The sequence below is a fragment of the Alcaligenes ammonioxydans genome (genome assembly GCF_019343455.1).
GTDB lineage: Bacteria > Pseudomonadota > Gammaproteobacteria > Burkholderiales > Burkholderiaceae_B > Alcaligenes > Alcaligenes ammonioxydans.
The window spans coordinates 2893416-2908186 of sequence record NZ_CP049362.1; the positions used below are offsets into that span (position 1 = coordinate 2893416).

8 protein-coding genes, 2 tRNA genes and 3 rRNA genes are annotated in these 14771 nt (G+C 54.0%); 6 read left to right on the forward strand and 7 right to left on the reverse strand.

The window, feature by feature from the left end:
• Positions 1 to 62 precede the first annotated feature (62 nt).
• A complete protein-coding gene (gene pyrC / locus FE795_RS13295; RefSeq protein WP_003803075.1) occupies positions 63 to 1121 on the reverse strand; it encodes a dihydroorotase in 1059 nt (352 codons plus the stop codon).
• A 319-nt stretch (positions 1122 to 1440) separates the two neighbouring features.
• Here pyrC and FE795_RS13300 point away from each other — a divergent pair, with 319 nt between their 5' ends.
• The 3 genes from FE795_RS13300 (at position 1441) to FE795_RS13310 (ending at position 3868) form a co-directional block, all read left to right on the forward strand.
• Positions 1441 to 1719, forward strand: coding sequence for an SWIB/MDM2 domain-containing protein (locus FE795_RS13300; protein ID WP_003803072.1), 279 nt, complete (start codon positions 1441 to 1443; stop codon positions 1717 to 1719).
• Between the two features lie 106 nt (positions 1720 to 1825).
• Positions 1826 to 3271, forward strand: a complete 1446-nt coding sequence (locus FE795_RS13305; RefSeq protein WP_051010453.1) for a cryptochrome/photolyase family protein — start codon at positions 1826 to 1828, stop codon at positions 3269 to 3271.
• Positions 3272 to 3289: 18 nt separating this feature from the next.
• On the forward strand, positions 3290 to 3868 hold the full coding sequence (locus tag FE795_RS13310; protein ID WP_051010451.1) for a hypothetical protein: 579 nt from the start codon (positions 3290 to 3292) through the stop codon (positions 3866 to 3868).
• A gap of 158 nt (positions 3869 to 4026) precedes the next feature.
• On the opposite strand, the gene FE795_RS13315 is transcribed toward FE795_RS13310, so the two are convergent.
• The 6 genes from FE795_RS13315 to FE795_RS13340 all read right to left on the reverse strand — a co-directional run bounded on the left by FE795_RS13315 (position 4027) and on the right by FE795_RS13340 (position 10494).
• On the reverse strand, positions 4027 to 4392 hold the full coding sequence (locus FE795_RS13315) for a DUF4870 family protein (RefSeq protein ID WP_003803067.1): 366 nt from the start codon (positions 4390 to 4392) through the stop codon (positions 4027 to 4029).
• 753 nt (positions 4393 to 5145) lie between these two features.
• Positions 5146 to 5258: ribosomal RNA gene (rrf, locus tag FE795_RS13320) — 5S ribosomal RNA — on the reverse strand.
• 179 nt (positions 5259 to 5437) lie between these two features.
• Positions 5438 to 8322 (reverse strand): 23S ribosomal RNA (locus FE795_RS13325).
• A gap of 378 nt (positions 8323 to 8700) precedes the next feature.
• A tRNA-Ala gene (locus FE795_RS13330) sits at positions 8701 to 8776 on the reverse strand.
• Positions 8777 to 8787: 11 nt separating this feature from the next.
• A tRNA-Ile gene (locus tag FE795_RS13335) sits at positions 8788 to 8864 on the reverse strand.
• Positions 8865 to 8957: 93 nt separating this feature from the next.
• A 16S ribosomal RNA gene (locus tag FE795_RS13340) occupies positions 8958 to 10494 on the reverse strand.
• Together the 16S, 23S and 5S rRNA genes with 2 tRNA genes alongside form the textbook arrangement of a ribosomal RNA operon.
• Before the next feature lie 1973 nt (positions 10495 to 12467).
• Here FE795_RS13340 and FE795_RS13345 point away from each other — a divergent pair.
• From FE795_RS13345 to FE795_RS13355, 3 genes are read left to right on the forward strand one after another with little or no spacing between them, the layout of a single operon-like run.
• Positions 12468 to 13433, forward strand: a complete 966-nt coding sequence (locus tag FE795_RS13345) for a sulfurtransferase (protein ID WP_059318324.1) — start codon at positions 12468 to 12470, stop codon at positions 13431 to 13433.
• 17 nt (positions 13434 to 13450) lie between these two features.
• On the forward strand, positions 13451 to 14557 hold the full coding sequence (locus FE795_RS13350; protein WP_003805567.1) for a YeeE/YedE family protein: 1107 nt from the start codon (positions 13451 to 13453) through the stop codon (positions 14555 to 14557).
• Between the two features lie 11 nt (positions 14558 to 14568).
• Positions 14569 to 14733, forward strand: coding sequence for a hypothetical protein (locus tag FE795_RS13355; RefSeq protein WP_162829370.1), 165 nt, complete (start codon positions 14569 to 14571; stop codon positions 14731 to 14733).
• Positions 14734 to 14771: the final 38 nt, after the last annotated feature.

The following is a 14771-nucleotide window of genomic DNA, read 5'->3' on the forward strand; positions in this document are numbered from 1 at the left end:
TATCAGGAGCTGCCCGACTCAGCGCTATCAAAGACACTGAAATCGGACGGCTTCTTTCACCCTTAGCTCACCACACTCCAGTCCAGAGCCTGGCCGGCAGCCAGAGGAATCAACGGCTCACCCGCCATTTCCACGGACTCGGGTATGGTGAACTGGCTACGTTGCAACGTCATGGTTCCTTCATTGACCGGCAAACCGTAAAAAGCAGGGCCATTCAAGCTGGCAAAGGCTTCCAGGCGGTCCAGACGACCGGCCTTATCAAAAGCCGAAGCGTACAGCTCCATAGCGTGCAGAGCGGTATAACAGCCCGCACAGCCACAGCTTTGTTCTTTGCGGCTACGCGAATGCGGCGCACTGTCTGTGCCCAGGAAGAAACGATTGCTATCGCTGGTGGCGGCATCTACCAAAGCCTGACGGTGCTTCTCGCGCTTCAAGACGGGCAGACAATACCAATGCGGCTGCAGGCCACCCTGGAACAGGGCATTACGGTTATAGAGCAAGTGGTGGGCGGTGATGGTTGCGGCAACCGGGCCTTCGGCCTGGCTCACGTAAGCGGCGCCCTCTGCCGTGGTCAAGTGCTCAAACACCACTTTCAGCTCGGGGAAAGCCTTGCGCATGGGAATCATCACACGCTCGATGAACACGGCCTCGCGGTCGAACAAGTCGATGCTGGGGTCCGTGACCTCACCGTGCATCAGCAACGGCATGCCCGATTCCTGCATCTGGGCCAGCACCTTGGAACAGTTCTTCAGCAAATCTGTCACGCCTGCATCGGAGTTTGTGGTGGCGCCGGCTGGATACAGCTTCACGCCATGCACAAACCCACTTTCCTTGGCGCGAACGATTTCCTCAGGCTGAGTATTGTCCGTCAGGTACAAAGTCATCAAAGGTTCAAACTTGCCGACATACTCGGTTTTGGCCAATGCGCTCAGAATACGCTCGCGATAGGCCAGTGCCTGTGCAGTGGCTGTAACGGGCGGGGTCAGGTTGGGCATGACGATGGCCCGGTCAAATTGTGCCGCCGTATGGCCCAAGACCGATTCCAGCACAGCGCCATCACGCAGGTGCAAATGCCAATCATCAGGACGACGAATGACCAGGGTATCCACAGTAGGGCTCATATCTTTACTCAATCTCAAACAAAGAACCCGCGCTTTGACGCGTTATGCAAGCGACGGGCATCACCATTGCCTTCCAGCAGGCCTAATCCATCATTATGCTACAGCTACCCGTGCCGCGCATGACAGACACGGCAATCCTGAGCCTGGCCGCAGCCTGTCCTGCCCTTGCCCGTAAACACGGGAAAATCTGCTTACAGACCTGCAAAGCGCAGGCTCACAAAGGGCTTGGACGTACAGGGAGTATCACGGTATGCTGACAGACAAGTCGTGCCCTAGCGCATAACCCGCCCCTTCAACTCGTTTCTCAGGAGTTCCGTTCATGGCCAGCACTGAAAAAAAGCCTGCTACCCGCAAACCCAATGCAGCCTTCATGAAACCACTCACTCCTAGCCCAACACTGGCTGCGGTGATTGGCTCCGACGCGCTGCCGCGTACTGAAGTTACGAAGAAAATCTGGGAATACATCAAGAAGCACGATCTCCAAGACCCCAAGAACCGTCGCAACATCAATGCCGACGCCAAACTGCGTCCCTTGTTCGGCAAGGATCAGGTCTCCATGTTTGAACTGACCAAGCTGGTTAGCGCTCACCTGAAATAAGCAAGGGGTGCCCAGGCACCTCTGGCACTATCGGGCCGCGCCGCTGAGCTTTCAGCCGCGGCCCTTTTTCATCCTGCGGCATCCGGCCTTCTGTTTTACCGTCTTCATGTCGATTTCACTGCCTACCCCAACCATCCAAACGCCCCATGTACTGTGCTGGCTGCGTCGTGATTTGCGCCTGCAGGATCACGCTGCCTTGCACCACGCCTTACAAAGCGGACTGCCCGTTGCCTGTGTCTTTGTCTTTGACAGCACCATCCTGGACTCCTTGCCGGCCGATGACGTGCGCGTCGCGTTCATTCTCGACAGTCTGCAATCCCTCCAGGAGCAACTGCGCCAACATGGCAGCGAGCTGATTACCGTTCACGGCGACCCGGTACAGCAAATTCCCTTGCTGGCAAACCATCTGAATGCACAGACTGTTTATGCCAATGAGGACTACGAGCCGGCCGCCTTGACACGGGATCACGCAGTCAGCCAGTCCCTTGCCGCTCAAGGCCGAGTGCTAAAGCTGTTCAAAGACCAGGTAATCTTTGCACGCGATGAGATTCTGACACAGCAAAAGCAGCCTTATACCGTATTCACTCCCTACAAGCGCAACTGGCTGGCGCGTATTCAGCCAAGCGATATACAGGCGTATGACTGCTCACAGGGGCAATGGGCACCACTTCCCGCTCAGGCACTTCCGTGCTTGAAGGAGCTGGGTTTTCACGAGGAAGCTCGCACCAAACTACTCAGCCCTGCGGGCTGGCAAGGTGCACAGACCCTGCTGCAGCAGTTCGAACCAAGAATTCACGCCTATCACGAACGCCGAGACTTCCCAGCCAAACGGGGTGTCTCTTACCTGGCTCCGCACCTGCGCTTCGGCACACTGTCCATCCGTCAGGCAGTAGCACTGGCTTGGCCCAGCGACTCCGAAGGCGCAGCTACCTGGCTGAGCGAGTTGATCTGGCGCGAGTTCTACCAACAATTCCTGTGGCATCACCCCGAAACCGCACAAGAAAGTTTCAAGCCAGCTTATAAGAACCTTCCTTTTCCTAACCGCGACGACTGGTTCCAGGCTTGGAAGGACGGACAAACCGGCTACCCGATTGTTGATGCCGCCATGCGCCAATTGAATCAGTCAGGCTATATGCATAACCGCCTGCGCATGATCAGTGCGTCCTTTCTGGTGAAAGACCTGTTGATAGACTGGCGCTGGGGAGAACAGTATTTTGCCCAAAAACTGCTTGATTACGATATGGCTTCCAACGTGGGGGGCTGGCAATGGGCCGCTTCTACCGGCTGTGATGCCCAACCGTACTTCCGCATCTTTAATCCCATCACCCAATCGCGTAAATTTGACCCAGAGGGACAGTTCATACGACGCTATGTTCCTGAATTGGCGTCCTTGGATAAACAGGCGATTCACGCACCTTGGCAAGCCAAACAACTTCCCTTGGCATTTCGCCTGGGCCAACATTACCCGGCCCCGATTGTGGATCACGATACCCAACGGCATCTTGCTTTGGCGCTATTCAAGCAGGCAGGAGAGCAAGAAGCAGCGGATTAAATACGTTTAAGGATAAGTATGTCAAACAGCTCCAGACCATCACCGCCAGCCAGCACCGCTGTAGTGCTGCAAAATTTGCAAGCCGCCCACCCTCAGGCCCAAGTGGCCGTCCTGGATTTCGCAAGCGACCATGCGGAAATAAGCCTGGCTCATAAAGGCGTGCCTGTTCACACCGAGCATTTTCCAGAACTGAGTGGCACCCAGTTGCTATCCCACTGTTTTACCAACTCTCACTCCCGTGAGGCTCAGTTGGAACATGGTATTGAGCTTGTGGAAGACGCGATCATGCCAGCCAGTCTGGACCTGCGCCAATTCATGGTGTTTGCGACGGGAGAGTACGCCGAAGATCTGGGCGTCTGGCTTAATGAAGCTCAAGGCAGCGAACAGCACATCTTGAGTCGCGACATGATTGATGATCTGTTCACGCTGTATGCCGCCGCCAGCCAAGGAGCCATTAGCCTGAAGATGGTGAATGCAGGCTCCTTGGAAAATATCCATGAGCTGATCAATAATCAGAATCTTGGAATCTATCTTCTGCTACTGCGCGAGTGCATGCACCATATGCATATCGAGCAGGTTCACCTGTTGGCACCCTGATACCGGCTCAGCAGACAAAAGCCTGTCGGACCTGCCTCTGCACACGGGTCAAGCACGCACCAACACCCGCCTACACGTACAAAAAAAGGTGCTCATCAGAGCACCTTTTTTACTTTTCACCCGATCAGGGGCAAATCCTTGGAAAGGATGGTGTCACTTTAATAGTCGTGACCTAAAGCCTGCCCACCCGCCAAGGCTAACCAGCCTTTGATCAGACGGTGAATAATCCAGACCAGAGCCACCAAGGCGGTAACCCAACCGATAAAGATGGATGTCAGCAAGGCGCTCAAAACCATCCACAACAGGCCCCACCAGAACGTCTTGATAAGCCAGTCCAGATGACTGGCATAGATCGTGCCCGATGCGTCACCACGCTTGACGTAGGCCAGAATTACAGCTGCCACAGCCGCTGCACCGAAGATACCTGCACTAATCATAGCCAGAGAAAACAAGCCATAGCAGATGTGCGTGATCTTGCGCAGCGACAAGCCTGGTTCGAGCTCGGGGCTAATGGGCTGAGTCATTCGGTTCTCCTGAAACAAGCATTATCGATAACTATACCGAACTATTTTACCCATACTTTGGCGATTAACCGTATGACAGTGGCTGAGCTACCACCATGACCTTTGCAGAAGCAAACAATCGGCAGTAAACCTGACCGTACCTATATGCTCAAGCAGCATGCCCAAGCGGTGTATATCAGCTTGTTGATGTCCCAAGCTCCAACTTCCAACTGCATCAGGATGTCACTTGTACGATTGTTGATGTGGGTGGGGTGAGCGCAGGGAGGAGTGTACTCAGGGCGGTGGGCCTGGTTAGGGGCGGTCAGCGCGAGCAAGAGGCAGACCCAGGGGAGACGCCTTCGCCCTTGAGGCTTAAGGACACCCGTCGCCTCTGAGGAGTGCCGCGATCACCCGGCAGATAGACAACGGCTTGATGCGAGAGGCTGAGGTTCAGCAAGCCGCTAAGGCTGAACCCGCCCCTCGTAGGGCTGCCATCGTGCAGGTAGCACCCGCAGAGGACTCAACATCAACTCTCAAGCCCAGGAAGCATACGCAATAACTGACCCCATCGGCTTGGGCCAAAAGGCGTAGTCTGCAACAAGCAGGGATAAGCGGTGCCCAGAACGGGCTTGGGGAGGGGGTGGGGTACGCCTGAAGTCGTAGCCCAGGGGCCAGACGATCAGCATCGTTCCGGTGCACCCGTCGCCGATGCGGTGGCGACCCATAAAACAAAACCCCCGCAAGGGATGCTTGCGGGGGTTTTGAGCAATAAGAGCTTGACGATGACCTACTTTCACAGACGTCCGTCCACTATCATCGGCGCAAAGGCGTTTCACAGTCCTGTTCGGGATGGGAAGGTGTGGGACCACCTTGCTATGGTCGTCAAGCGTAACTGGTTGCCAGGCCGTCTTTAGGGGACGTCCCAGCCAATTGGAAGAAGCACACTGCCAGCGATCAGTACGGATCAGCTAGCAGCGGTTACGAAGGTGTCAAGCGCGGGTTGCGCTGCACTTCAATATTACGTTCTGTGGTCAACAACTTAACTCACTACAACCTCAAGGGTTATAGGATCAAGCCACACGGGCAATTAGTACTGGTTAGCTACATGCATTACTGCACTTCCACACCCAGCCTATCAACGTCCTGGTCTCGGACGACCCTACAGGGGGGTCAAGCCCCCGGGATACCTAATCTTCAGACGAGTTTCCCGCTTAGATGCCTTCAGCGGTTATCTCTTCCGTACGTAGCTACTCGGCAATGCCATTGGCATGACAACCGATACACCAGTGGTACGTCCACTCCGGTCCTCTCGTACTAGGAGCAGGCTCCGTCAAGTATCCAACGCCCACGGCAGATAGGGACCAAACTGTCTCACGACGTTTTAAACCCAGCTCACGTACCTCTTTAAATGGCGAACAGCCATACCCTTGGGACCGGCTACAGCCCCAGGATGAGATGAGCCGACATCGAGGTGCCAAACACCGCCGTCGATATGAACTCTTGGGCGGTATCAGCCTGTTATCCCCAGAGTACCTTTTATCCGTTGAGCGATGGCCCTTCCATACAGAACCACCGGATCACTATGTCCTACTTTCGTACCTGTTCGACTTGTCAGTCTCACAGTCAAGCACGCTTATGCCATTGCACTATCAAGACGATTTCCGACCGTCTCTAGCGTACCTTCGAACTCCTCCGTTACACTTTAGGAGGAGACCGCCCCAGTCAAACTGCCCACCATGCACGGTCCCCGATCCCGATAAGGGACCTAGGTTAGAACCGCAAACAGACCAGGGTGGTATTTCAAGGATGACTCCACGCGATCTGGCGACCACGCTTCAACGTCTCCCACCTATCCTACACAGGCCGGTTCACAATCCAATGCAAAGCTACAGTAAAGGTTCATGGGGTCTTTCCGTCTAGCCGCGGGGAGATTGCATCATCACAACCATGTCAACTTCGCTGAGTCTCAGGAGGAGACAGTGTGGCCATCGTTACGCCATTCGTGCAGGTCGGAACTTACCCGACAAGGAATTTCGCTACCTTAGGACCGTTATAGTTACGGCCGCCGTTTACCGGGGCTTCGATCAAGAGCTTGCACCCCATCACTTAACCTTCCGGCACCGGGCAGGCGTCACACCCTATACGTCCACTTTCGTGTTTGCAGAGTGCTGTGTTTTTAGTAAACAGTCGCAGCCACCGATTCACTGCGGCCTCTTCATGCTTTGTGCGCAGGCACATCACACTAATGAGGCATACCTTCTCCCGAAGTTACGGTATTAATTTGCCGAGTTCCTTCTCCTGAGTTCTCTCAAGCGCCTTGGAATATTCATCCCGTCCACCTGTGTCGGTTTGCGGTACGGTCTCGTAGAGCTGAAGCTTAGAGGCTTTTCTTGGAACTGCTTCCAGTTAGTTTAGAGCCGAAGCTCTATCCAGTCACACCCTTGAATTACGCACCCGGATTTGCCTAAGTGCCTTCTATGATGCGCCAACGGGGACATCCAACACCCCGATAACATTCTGCAATCCGTCCCCCCATCGCACTCTACGACGGTGCGGGAATATTAACCCGCTTCCCATCAGCTACGCATCTCTGCCTCGCCTTAGGGGCCGACTCACCCTGCGCCGATGAACGTTGCGCAGGAAACCTTGGACTTACGGCGAGGGGGCTTTTCACCCCCTTTATCGCTACTCATGTCAGCATTCTCACTTCCGATACCTCCAGCATTCCTCACGGAACACCTTCACAGGCTTACGGAACGCTCTCCTACCATGTGTACTAAAAGTACACATCCGCAGCTTCGGTCTATGGCTTAGCCCCGTTACATCTTCCGCGCAGGACGACTCGATCAGTGAGCTATTACGCTTTCTTTAAAGGATGGCTGCTTCTAAGCCAACCTCCTGACTGTCTATGCCTTCCCACTTCGTTTCCCACTTAGCCATAGTTAGGGACCTTAGCTGGCGGTCTGGGTTGTTTCCCTCTTGAGTCCGGACGTTAGCACCCGGTGCTCTGTCTCCCGTACTGTACTTGCCGGTATTCGGAGTTTGCAATGGGTTGGTAAGTCGCTGTGACCCCCTAGCCATAACAGTGCTCTACCCCCGGCAGTAATATACGAGGCACTACCTAAATAGTTTTCGGAGAGAACCAGCTATCTCCAGGCTTGTTTAGCCTTTCACTCCGATCCACAGCTCATCCCCTAATTTTTCAACATTAGTGGGTTCGGTCCTCCAGCACGTGTTACCGTGCCTTCAACCTGGCCATGGATAGATCGCCTGGTTTCGGGTCTACACCCAGCGACTGAATCGCCCTATTCGGACTCGCTTTCGCTACGCCTCCCCTATTCGGTTAAGCTTGCCACTGAATGTAAGTCGCTGACCCATTATACAAAAGGTACGCAGTCACACCACGAGGGTGCTCCTACTGTTTGTATGCATACGATTTCAGGATCTATTTCACTCCCCTTCCGGGGTTCTTTTCGCCTTTCCCTCACGGTACTGGTTCACTATCGGTCGATCACGAGTATTTAGCCTTGGAGGATGGTCCCCCCATATTCAGACAGGATTTCACGTGTCCCGCCCTACTTGTTCGATGCTTAGTTCCACGTACTGAATTTCGCCTACAGGGCTATCACCTGCTACGGCTGGACTTTCCATTCCATTCGACTATTCAATACGCTAAAACATCCAGGCTGGTCCGGTTTCGCTCGCCACTACTTCCGGAATCTCGGTTGATTTCTTTTCCTCGAGTTACTGAGATGGTTCAGTTCACTCGGTTCGCCTCCACATGCCTATGTATTCAGCATGGGATACCGTATTGCTACGGTGGGTTTCCCCATTCGGACATCTACGGATCAAAGCTTGTTTGCCAGCTCCCCGTAGCTTTTCGCAGGCTACCGCGTCCTTCATCGCCTGTGATCGCCAAGGCATCCATCATATGCACTTATTCGCTTGATCCTATAACGCTTGGTGCTGTTATAGGAATATGAGTATACGTTGTTGCCGTTCATCAATCCTTAGCTGTTATCCAATCCGAAGATCAGACAACGTCTATATTTTTGAGAACTTTCGTTGAACATAATTTGTTCTGTTGCAATCACAACCCGTGTATTGTCATCACAAGTCGACTAATCGTCTTGCGTTTATTAGACAACACACCTTCGTTGTGCTTCTTCCTAATTGTTAAAGAGCAATTCGTGGGTTGCATAACCCAACGAGCAGTATTCTTTAAAAAGAACACTCTTCGTTGAATCTAGCGCCAGGCAAACCGTTGTTTGTCTGTGCCCGATACTCTGTCATGGACCTTGCTGTATCGACAACCACCTATAAAAGCGGTGGTGGAGGATGACGGGATCGAACCGACGACCCCCTGCTTGCAAAGCAGGTGCTCTCCCAGCTGAGCTAATCCCCCGAGGTAATCGTTGGTGGGTCAAGTTGGAATCGAACCAACGACCCCCGCCTTATCAAGACGGTGCTCTAACCGACTGAGCTACTGACCCATCTATCACCAGTGGGCGATACCTTCAATGGTCATGACATAAACTAACAGCCAATAAGTGTGGACGCTTTCGCTTTGCGAGCCATTCGCTCTAAAAGGAGGTGATCCAGCCGCACCTTCCGATACGGCTACCTTGTTACGACTTCACCCCAGTCATGAATCCCACCGTGGTAAGCGCCCTCCTTGCGGTTAGGCTACCTACTTCTGGTGAAACCCACTCCCATGGTGTGACGGGCGGTGTGTACAAGACCCGGGAACGTATTCACCGCGACATTCTGATCCGCGATTACTAGCGATTCCGACTTCACGCAGTCGAGTTGCAGACTGCGATCCGGACTACGATCGGGTTTCTGAGATTGGCTCCCCCTCGCGGGTTGGCGACCCTCTGTCCCGACCATTGTATGACGTGTGAAGCCCTACCCATAAGGGCCATGAGGACTTGACGTCATCCCCACCTTCCTCCGGTTTGTCACCGGCAGTCTCATTAGAGTGCTCTTGCGTAGCAACTAATGACAAGGGTTGCGCTCGTTGCGGGACTTAACCCAACATCTCACGACACGAGCTGACGACAGCCATGCAGCACCTGTGTTCCGGTTCTCTTGCGAGCACTGCCAAATCTCTTCGGCATTCCAGACATGTCAAGGGTAGGTAAGGTTTTTCGCGTTGCATCGAATTAATCCACATCATCCACCGCTTGTGCGGGTCCCCGTCAATTCCTTTGAGTTTTAATCTTGCGACCGTACTCCCCAGGCGGTCAACTTCACGCGTTAGCTGCGCTACTAAGGCCTAACGGCCCCAACAGCTAGTTGACATCGTTTAGGGCGTGGACTACCAGGGTATCTAATCCTGTTTGCTCCCCACGCTTTCGTGTCTGAGCGTCAGTATTATCCCAGGGGGCTGCCTTCGCCATCGGTATTCCTCCACATATCTACGCATTTCACTGCTACACGTGGAATTCTACCCCCCTCTGACATACTCTAGCTCGGCAGTTAAAAATGCAGTTCCAAGGTTGAGCCCTGGGATTTCACATCTTTCTTTCCGAACCGCCTACACACGCTTTACGCCCAGTAATTCCGATTAACGCTTGCACCCTACGTATTACCGCGGCTGCTGGCACGTAGTTAGCCGGTGCTTATTCTGCAGATACCGTCAGCAGCATCCCGTATTAGGGGATGCCTTTTCTTCTCTGCCAAAAGTACTTTACAACCCGAAGGCCTTCATCATACACGCGGGATGGCTGGATCAGGGTTTCCCCCATTGTCCAAAATTCCCCACTGCTGCCTCCCGTAGGAGTCTGGGCCGTGTCTCAGTCCCAGTGTGGCTGGTCGTCCTCTCAAACCAGCTACGGATCGTTGCCTTGGTGAGCCTTTACCCCACCAACTAGCTAATCCGATATCGGCCGCTCCAATAGTGAGAGGTCTTGCGATCCCCCCCTTTCCCCCGTAGGGCGTATGCGGTATTAGCCACTCTTTCGAGTAGTTATCCCCCGCTACTGGGCACGTTCCGATATATTACTCACCCGTCCGCCACTCGCCACCAAGAGAGCAAGCTCTCTCGTGCTGCCGTTCGACTTGCATGTGTAAAGCATCCCGCTAGCGTTCAATCTGAGCCAGGATCAAACTCTTCAGTTTAATCTCTGTGGTTGTCCCGTCTTGCGACGAGACCGATTGTGTCTCAAAGAAAAATTCAGAGTTACACAAGGTAATTCTTCATCTTTCGTTTGTGAGCACTTGATACAAACTTGTGGCGATCCCCGAAGGGTTCGACTCGCTCATTCCAAGCGCCCACACTTATCGGCTGTTAATTGTTAAAGAGCAGTGACAGTTGCCTGTCGTTCTACTGACTAACCCGGCTGGCTCGTCGCGCTTGGCGCTTCGTGCCTTGCTGTGTTAGCAGCAGAGAAACGAGATTATGAAGCAGATCAGGCAGTGTGTCAAGCGTTTTTTTTGAAGAAGTTAGAAAGTTTTAAAACCGTCCAACTCGTCCCGCTTAAACCAGAACTTTCGTTCCTAACCACCTAGCGAACAATCAACCGTGAGGCTAACCATTCAACTTCATAAACAAGGGTAAATTTTCAGCGCTGTTTCTAACCGGCTAAAAATTTAACGTTGTGTTCTCTGGAGCAGAACCTAGAACTTTAACACAGAATTTTCTGATTTGTCAAGCTCCGGGTTTTACACCGTGTCAGTTACCTGACTCAGTCAGGCAAGTTTCGTTGCGGGCCTCTTGGCCAAGGCGGTGAATCTTGTCTAACTGCTCTCTGCGGCGCTTTGAGGGAAAACCCTGTGTGTGCTGCAGCGAGAAAAGAACTATAGCACGATGAAATTTGGCTTTGCAAGCTTTCTTTGGCATTTTTCTGGATATTTGAAGAGAGCAAACCCTGCAAAACGAGGTAGCTAATTGATAACTATGAAGAATCACCCTAAAAATAATTTTTAGATTAACTTCCGGTTTTTCCCCTGGTAGCGCGCCAGCCCATCCCTAGACTCAGATCATGGCCTAAGCAGCTATTTCTGTCGTGAAGAATCGCCGGATATTCTTCTGCCTCTCACCACTCTCTCCTCTATATGGAGGGAAAGTACATACCCTCCCCACGATCGTCACCAGTCCTAGTGCTTGCTTGCCTGCTTGCTGGAGGAAATACTGAGAAGGAGAAATATATAGATGGCGGCCCAGCATAGTAACGGTCGCAAGAGCACGGCAGCAGCCCTTCCACTCCAATTAGTAGTATCTCTATATAGATAGAGACTTGAGTGACCTCCAAGACCGAGCACTATTTAGGACTGTTAGCCGCTCGGAGCCCCGAGAAAAGGTGTTGGGTCGAGTCAGACGACTTGCCGCAGTCGGAGTTGCGATCGGGGTTACAAAGTCTGCTGTTTGAGCCCAAGATTTGTGATTGGTCCGGGGGACCAATCGCTGTGCGAGTTCAGACTGCGCCCCGATGGTGACTCGGACAAGGGGACCGGCGCGTTGCGCCGGCAAGTAGTCCGTCCCAACACCCTGCCCCGGGGCTTCGAGTGGCGACCTATGCGGAACCGCTGGAACGATGAAAGTCACCCTCTATATAGATAAGTCGTTCATCATTGCGACTCTACTTCCTATATGCATATAGGAGACGGGCCTCCCCAAGCGGTAATCCAGTCCTTGCCCCCTCTATCCCTCAATGCCCTTCAAAGTCCCTCTGAGTCTCAACCTCTTTGCCTCTAAGTCTCTAAGTCTCTAAGTCTCTAAGTCTCTAAGTCTCCATTCATGAGAACACCAAACACATACCCCCTCTCTTATAAAAACCGCTCTGCCTTCTCTCATCTATAAAGCTGCCTCTCTGTAGACACGCTCTATAAGGAGAGAAAACAAAGGCACACTGACCTGATAGATAGACCCAATCACATAAACACAATCGCCCCCAAGGCGAACTCCAAGCGAAGCCCCCCCTTCCTCTCTACTCTATATAGATAGACCGCCCCCCTTACACCTCCAGCCCCCCTTACACCTCCAAGCAATAAGCTAATCCCCAATTCATTGTTATTTTCTGTCGCTGCGTTCATTACCATTCCTTATGCCTTTAATCCTCTAAGCAGCACCCTGCTTACTCAAGTGAGTAATAATGATCAGACCTCTCCTCATCTCCCTGGCATTTGCCTTCAGCACGGTTCTGACACCGTCTGTGTCCGCAGAACCAAGCGCAGCCGAAGGGGCTTCCAAACCAGCCCCGCTGATTTCAGCTACCGACCTGGCAAACCAGCTGGACCAGAAAAACCTGCGTATTCTAGATATCCGTACAGATAAGGAATACGAAGCGGGCCATGTACCCGGCGCTGTTCACACCCCTTACGGCGCCTATCGCGGCCCAGCCGAAAACGCAGGCGCGCTGCGCCCCGAGGCTGACCTGTCGGCTCTTTTCAGCAAAGCAGGAATCTCCCCAGACAGCTATGTGGTCGTCACGTACGCAGGGGCCAACCCCACAGACTTTGGCGCAGCGGCGCGTGTGTACTGGACCTTGAAAGCTGGAGGCCTGACACAGTTGTCCATTCTGGACGGCGGCCTGCAAGCCTGGGAAGCCGAAGGTAAACCACTCAGCAAAGACACGCCCACCATCACCCCTACCGACTTCAGCTACCACTACAACAAGGACATGGTTGTCAGCACACAGGAAGTGGCCGGCTACATCAAGAACGGCCAAGCCCCAGTCTTGCTGGATGCTCGCCCCAGCGAATTTTTCAACGGTGAGAAGCGTGTTGACGCCGCCGCTCGTTACGGCACTTTGCCGGGCGCACGGGAACTGGATTTCAACAGCTTCTTTCGAAGCGACAAACCTATCCTGAAAGACACCAGCGAAATCGTGGCAATCGTCAAAGAGCAAGGGCTGAATGACAAACCCACTGTCTCGTTCTGCAACACCGGGCACTGGGCGGCCACTAACTGGTTTGTCCTGTCCGAGCTGGCTGGCAACCCGAATGTGAAGCTCTATCCTGAATCGGTTGTGGAATGGAGCCGCAGCAACCTGCCCATGGATAACCAGCCCTCACGCTTTGAGGTCCTGAAACTCGATGCCAAGCGCGCCCTTAATTAACGAGTTGGTATTCGATCATGCTTTATCTGACTAGACTGGGCTTTATCCTGGCCAGCCTGGCCCTGGTTGTCGGGGTCGCACTGGTAGGAGGCCTGCGCCAAGGGCTGCTTGCCTTGTTGGGCATCGGCTTTGGAGCCGTGCTGCAAGGAGCCCGTTTCGGTTTCACGACCGGCTGGCGCAACTATATCGAGCGTCGAGATCCTCAAGGCATCTGGGCACAAATGCTCCTGCTGGTCTTGGCTGCCGCCTTCACCCTGCCCTTGATCGCCGATAGTGGTGGCGAACTGGTCGGCGCGATTGCTCCCTTGACCATTAGCCTGGTGCTGGGCGCTTTTCTATTCGGCGCAGCCATGCAACTGGCTGATGGCTGCGGTTCGGGCACCCTGTATAAAGCAGGTGCTGGCGCACCCATTTCTTTCGCCGTCCTGCCCACCTTTGCCATAGGCAGCTTTCTGGGTGCCTCACACCAGCCGGGCTGGATCGCCTTGGGTGGCTTGCCCGCCATTGACCTGAACACTTCCTTGGGGTGGCCCACGGCCTTGCTCATCACCGTGCTGGGCTGCGCCGCCGTATCCTGGCTGGTCGCTCGAGGCGCACGCCGCCATCAGAACGAGCACAAGAGCCCACCGGCAAAATGGGAAATGCGCTGGTGGATGGGGGCCTTGCTGCTGGCCGTCTTGTACGCCATCCACATGATCGTGGCCGGCCAGCCCTGGGGTATCGTCTACGGTATCGGGCTATGGGGCGCCAAAGTGTTTTCGGCATTGGGCTGGTCCCCTGTCGGCGATGCATTCTGGGGCGTAGCTCCTCATGCACAACGCCTGGCTGAACCCGTCTTGGCTGACGTTACTTCGGTCACCAACTTTGGCTTGATCCTGGGCGCCATGGCTGCCTCTCGCTGGAACCACCCTGCCAACTTCAAATCACCCAATTCCCGCACCCTGTGGGTCGGGGCAATTGCAGGTCTGGTCATGGGCTACAGCGCGCGCATGGCTTTTGGCTGCAATGTGGGCGCCTTTCTGGGAGGCATTGCCTCGGCCAGCATCCATGGCTGGGTCTGGTTTGCCTTGGCCTTTGCCGGGTCTATCTTAGGCGTGCGCATTCGTCGCCGCGTTAATCCTTGAGTCGCGCAAGCATGAGCAAAACTACTTTCCGCCTTATTACCAGTAGCTTCTGGCTGCTCGTCGTCGTTTTAGTTGTAATGGACAGCCTGCAAGACTACCCCTACCGTCCCGAACCCGCCCCCATTGCCTGGGGTAGCGGTCAAGCCGCCAGCGGTGGCCACTGCTCGGGCCGTTAAACAATCCAGCCCACTGGCTTGACACGCCCCCTGATGGG

Excerpts from the sequence above, each read along its gene's own strand:
- pyrC (WP_003803075.1), bottom strand. The coding sequence starts at position 1,121 with ATGAGCCCTACTGTGGATACCCTGGTCATTCGTCGTCCTGATGATTGG.
- FE795_RS13300 (WP_003803072.1), top strand. The coding sequence starts at position 1,441 with ATGGCCAGCACTGAAAAAAAGCCTGCTACCCGCAAACCCAATGCAGCC.
- FE795_RS13305 (WP_051010453.1), top strand. The coding sequence starts at position 1,826 with ATGTCGATTTCACTGCCTACCCCAACCATCCAAACGCCCCATGTACTG.
- FE795_RS13310 (WP_051010451.1), top strand. The coding sequence starts at position 3,290 with ATGTCAAACAGCTCCAGACCATCACCGCCAGCCAGCACCGCTGTAGTG.
- FE795_RS13315 (WP_003803067.1), bottom strand. The coding sequence starts at position 4,392 with ATGACTCAGCCCATTAGCCCCGAGCTCGAACCAGGCTTGTCGCTGCGC.
- FE795_RS13345 (WP_059318324.1), top strand. The coding sequence starts at position 12,468 with ATGATCAGACCTCTCCTCATCTCCCTGGCATTTGCCTTCAGCACGGTT.
- FE795_RS13350 (WP_003805567.1), top strand. The coding sequence starts at position 13,451 with ATGCTTTATCTGACTAGACTGGGCTTTATCCTGGCCAGCCTGGCCCTG.
- FE795_RS13355 (WP_162829370.1), top strand. The coding sequence starts at position 14,569 with ATGAGCAAAACTACTTTCCGCCTTATTACCAGTAGCTTCTGGCTGCTC.